This is a genomic window from Methylobacterium sp. CCH5-D2 (assembly GCF_001556475.1).
In the GTDB taxonomy this organism is placed as follows: Bacteria; Pseudomonadota; Alphaproteobacteria; order Rhizobiales; family Beijerinckiaceae; genus Methylobacterium; species Methylobacterium hispanicum.
Map to the genome: position 1 here is coordinate 1 of NZ_LSIX01000078.1, position 3,833 is coordinate 3,833.

Sequence of the window (3,833 nt, forward strand, 5' to 3'; positions counted from 1 at the left end):
CGAGCCGAGTTCCTCCGCCGCCGCCGCAACGGTGTTGACGTTGGAGGCCGCCTGGGCGGCGGCCGCCGCGACGCTGCTGGACTGACCCGCCGTCTGGCCCGCGGTGGCGCTCATGCCCTGGGCGGTGGCCTGCAATTCGCTCGCCGCGGACGAGACCATGCCGACGATGCCGCCGACCGCCTGCTCGAAGCCGTCGGCCAGCTGGCGCATGCCGGCCCGGCGCTGCTCCTCGGCGGAGGCGCGGGCGAGGGCCGTCTCCGCCTCCAGCGCGCGGGTCCGGACGAGGTTCTCGCGGAACACTTGCACGGCGCCCGCCATCGCGCCGATCTCGTCGCGGCGCCCGCCATAGGGAATCTCGGAGTCCGTGTCCCCGCCAGCGAGGCGCCGCATCGCCCCGGTCATGCGCTCGATCGGGCGCGACACGCCGAGGAAGCAGAAGGCCATTGCGCCGAGCGCGATCAGCACGGCGACGCCGAGCATCAGCAGCGTCGCGCGGGTGGCCGAGGCCTGCTCGGCACGGACCTCCGCGTCGGCGGTCCTGGCCGCCGCGAGGTTGACGTCCACGAGGGCGCGCGCCGCGCCGGAGACCGCGAGGTAGTTCGCGTTCATCGGCCCGCGGAAGAAGGCCATGGCCTCGTCGTGGCGCTCGGCCGGGAAGGCGCGCAGCCGGTCCCAGTCCGGCTTCAGCAGGGCGAGCTTGGCGAGGAGGTCGTCGTAGACCTTCTGCTCCGCCGCCGAGCTGACGCGCGCGCGATAGAGCTCGATCTGCCCGTTCCGGTCGTTCGCGAACTCGGCGACCTTGGCCAGGCTCTCGGCCCGCGCGGTGTCGCTCTCGGCCGTGACGTAGCGGAACTGCCAGAGCCGCGTGCGGATGATGGTGGCGTTGATGCCGTGCGCGGCATTGACCGACGGGATCGTGTCGTCGAGCAGCAGCGTCGTCCGGGCCGCAACCGCGTCGAGCTTGACGAGCGCCAAGCCGCCCTGCGCCAGCGCCAGGACGAGCATCAACCCGAACAACCCTGCCAACCATTGCTTGAGGTTGAGCGCCATCGCCGTATCCTTATCGTCCTAGATCGTCGTCAACAGTCCTCCCGTTAGTCACACATCATTAACGATCATATAAAGGCCGCGACTTGATTGAAACATCTGCGTAACCTGTCGTGCCATGAAGCGAAGGTTGACTTCCGCCTCATCGCAGATGCGAATTTTTTCTTGACCGACGATCGGACTTAGTCCCGGCGAGCCAGACCTGCCGCCATGGCCCGGACCAGCGTCTCGAGCTGTACTCCGAGCGTCGCGGCGGGCAGCGCCATGCGCTGCTCGTCGAGCCCCAGGGCGACGATGCCGTGGGTGGCCGAGAACAGGCTGCGGGCGAGCAGCCGGCGCTCCGGCTCCGGCAGGTCGGGGCGGAGCGCGCCCAGGGGGCGCTCGATGCGGCTGAACAGGCGCGCCTGCTCGGCCACGTACCAGTCCGGCGCCCGCTGCCCGGGCGGCGGCCGGTGCCGGAACAGCGCGTCCCAGCGCAGCGGATGCGCCTCTGCGAAGGCCAGGTAGGCCAGGCCGAGCCGCACAAGCTCGTCGGCGGCCGCGCCCGGGCCGGCGATCGCCCCGCCCGGCCGCCCGACGGGTCCGAGCGCCGCGTCGAACAGGTTGAGGGTGCGCAGGTTCACCGCGAGCGCCAGGGCGTCGAGATCGGGAAACACGGTGTAGATCGCCCCGACCGCGCAGCCCGCCTCCCGCGCCAGATCCCGCGCCCGGAGCCCGGAGAGCCCCTGGGCCGCGACGGTGCGCTCGGCGGCGCTCACCAGGGCCTCCCGCAGGGCCGCCCGGCGCTCCTCGCGACGGTCCTCGCGCGCGTCCTCGCGACGGCCCTCGCGCGCGTCCTCGCGACGGTCCTCGCGACGGTCCTCGCGCGCGTCCTCCGGCGCGCCGTCGGGGCGGTCGCCGGCGCTCACGCGCCCGCTCCGTCGCGCCGCGGACGCGGCGCCGCAGGTGCCGAAACGCACTGAACACTGTTCATGACCGTGCGACCAAGCTTCTCATGAACATCGTTCACGGAGCGGAGCGAGCCCATGTTCAAGCTGTTCGAGACCCTGTTGCGTGGCCAGGCGGCGCGGGCCGCCGAGGAGATCTTCGATCGTAACGCGCTGCTGATTCTGGACCAGCAGATCCGCGAGACCCGCGCCGGGCTGGAGCGGGGCCGGCAGGCGCTCGCCGTGGCGGTGGCGGGCGACCGGGCGGAGGCGCGGCGCCTGGAGGAGGCGGAGGCGCGCATCGCCGCACTGGAGGCGCAGGCGGTGGCCGCCCTCCGGGGCGGGCGCGAGGACCTCGCCGGAGAGGCGGCCGGGGCCATCGCCGACCTCGAGGCCGAGCGCGACGCGCTCACGGCGGCGCGGGCCCGCTTCGCCGCCGAGATCGGGCGCATCCGGGAGCGCGTCGCCGAGGCGACGCGGCGGCAGGCCGAGCTGGAGCGGGGCCGGCGCGTCGCCGCCGCGCAGGAGGCGGTCCGCCGCCTCGGCGCGGGCGCCGCCCGGCAGGACGCCGCCACCTTGCGCGAGGCCGAGGCGACGCTGGCGCGGCTCCGCGCGCTCCAGGCCGAGGCCGCCGACACGGAGGCGGCGCTGGCCGAGGCCGAGCCCGGCCGGGACATCGGCGCGCGCCTGGAGCGGGCCGGCTTCGGCCCGGCGGAGGGATCCTCCGGGACGCCGACCGGCGGCGCCGTGCTGGAGCGCCTGCGCCGACGCGCCGCCGAGCCGGCCGCGGCCGCCGCGACCGCCTGATCCATCGCCCGATCCCTTCGACGCATCCCCTCGTCCCGATTATCAGGAGACACGCGCATGACCCACGACCCGTCGCAGCAGCACTCCTCCGGCTGGGTGAGCTTCACCTACGCCTCGTTCGCCGGCTCCGTCGCGATGGTGGCGCTCGGCATCGTGTTCATGCCGATCGACATCTGGCTCAAGGGCTACTTCGCCATGGGCACGGTGATGCTGATCCAGTCCTGCGTGACGATGACCAAGACGGTGCGCGACGTCCACGAATCGCGCCGCATGGTCAACCGCATCGAGGACGCCCGCACCGAGCGCCTGCTGATGACGGCGGGCAAGGAGTAGCGGCTGGGCGGAGCGCGCCCCGCTTGAGCCCGGCCCCGCATCCGCGATACCCGCGGAGGGAGATGGACGGAGTCTTGCGAGGGCGCTCCGCATGGACCTCAACACGATCGAGAGCGTGCTGGCGCCCCGCGGCCGGGAGGCCCTGCCGCCCTGGCGGCCGGGCGATGCGTGGCTCGCCGGCGGGACCTGGCTGTTCTCCGAGCCGCAGCCGCAGCTCGCCCGCCTCGTCGATCTCGCGGGCCTCGGCTGGGCGCCGCACGCGATCTCGGCGGCGGGCCTCGAACTCGCCGCCACCTGCACCATCGCGGCCCTGGAGCGGCTCGACCTGCCCGCGGACTGGGCGGCGCGCCCGCTCGTCGGGCAGTGCTGCCGGGCGCTGCTCGGCTCGTTCAAGGTCTGGAACGCGGCGACCGTCGGCGGCAACCTCTGCCTCGCCCTGCCGGCCGGGCCGATGATCGCGCTCGCCTGCGCCCTCGACGGCACCGGCCTGATCTGGACGCCGGAGGGGGCGGAGCGGCGTCTCCCCGTGCTCGACCTCGTGCTCGGGCCGCGCGCGACGGCGCTGCGCCCCGGCGAGGTGCTGCGCCGGATCGACCTGCCGGCCGAGGCGCTGCGCCGCCGCAGCGCGTTCCGGCGCATTTCCCTGAGCCCGAACGGCCGCTCCGGCGCGCTGCTGATCGGCACGCGGGACGGGGCGGGAGCCTTCGCCCTCACGGTGAC

The 3,833-nt window shown here is 74.2% G+C and carries 5 protein-coding genes; 3 read left to right on the forward strand and 2 right to left on the reverse strand.

The window, feature by feature from the left end:
• Both AX737_RS01720 and AX737_RS01725 read right to left on the reverse strand, forming a co-directional pair.
• A partial coding sequence (locus tag AX737_RS01720) for a HAMP domain-containing protein (RefSeq protein ID WP_156453470.1) occupies positions 1 to 1,050 on the reverse strand: 1,050 nt, incomplete at its 3' end.
• Positions 1,051 to 1,229: 179 nt separating this feature from the next.
• The gene (locus tag AX737_RS01725) at positions 1,230 to 1,955 is read right to left on the reverse strand and encodes a TetR/AcrR family transcriptional regulator (protein WP_082772819.1); all 726 of its coding nucleotides are present in this window, start codon (positions 1,953 to 1,955) and stop codon (positions 1,230 to 1,232) included.
• Positions 1,956 to 2,072: 117 nt separating this feature from the next.
• Here AX737_RS01725 and AX737_RS01730 point away from each other — a divergent pair, with 117 nt between their 5' ends.
• From AX737_RS01730 to AX737_RS01740, 3 genes are all read left to right on the forward strand, one after another.
• Positions 2,073 to 2,780 carry a PspA/IM30 family protein gene (locus AX737_RS01730; protein WP_066918498.1) on the forward strand — a complete coding sequence of 236 codons (708 nt, stop codon included), beginning with the start codon at positions 2,073 to 2,075 and terminating at the stop codon, positions 2,778 to 2,780.
• A gap of 57 nt (positions 2,781 to 2,837) precedes the next feature.
• Entirely contained in the window at positions 2,838 to 3,113 is a 276-nt protein-coding gene (locus AX737_RS01735) for a YiaA/YiaB family inner membrane protein (protein ID WP_066918500.1), read from the forward strand.
• A gap of 91 nt (positions 3,114 to 3,204) precedes the next feature.
• On the forward strand, positions 3,205 to 3,833 hold a 629-nt coding region (locus AX737_RS01740; protein WP_066918502.1), incomplete at its 3' end, for an FAD binding domain-containing protein.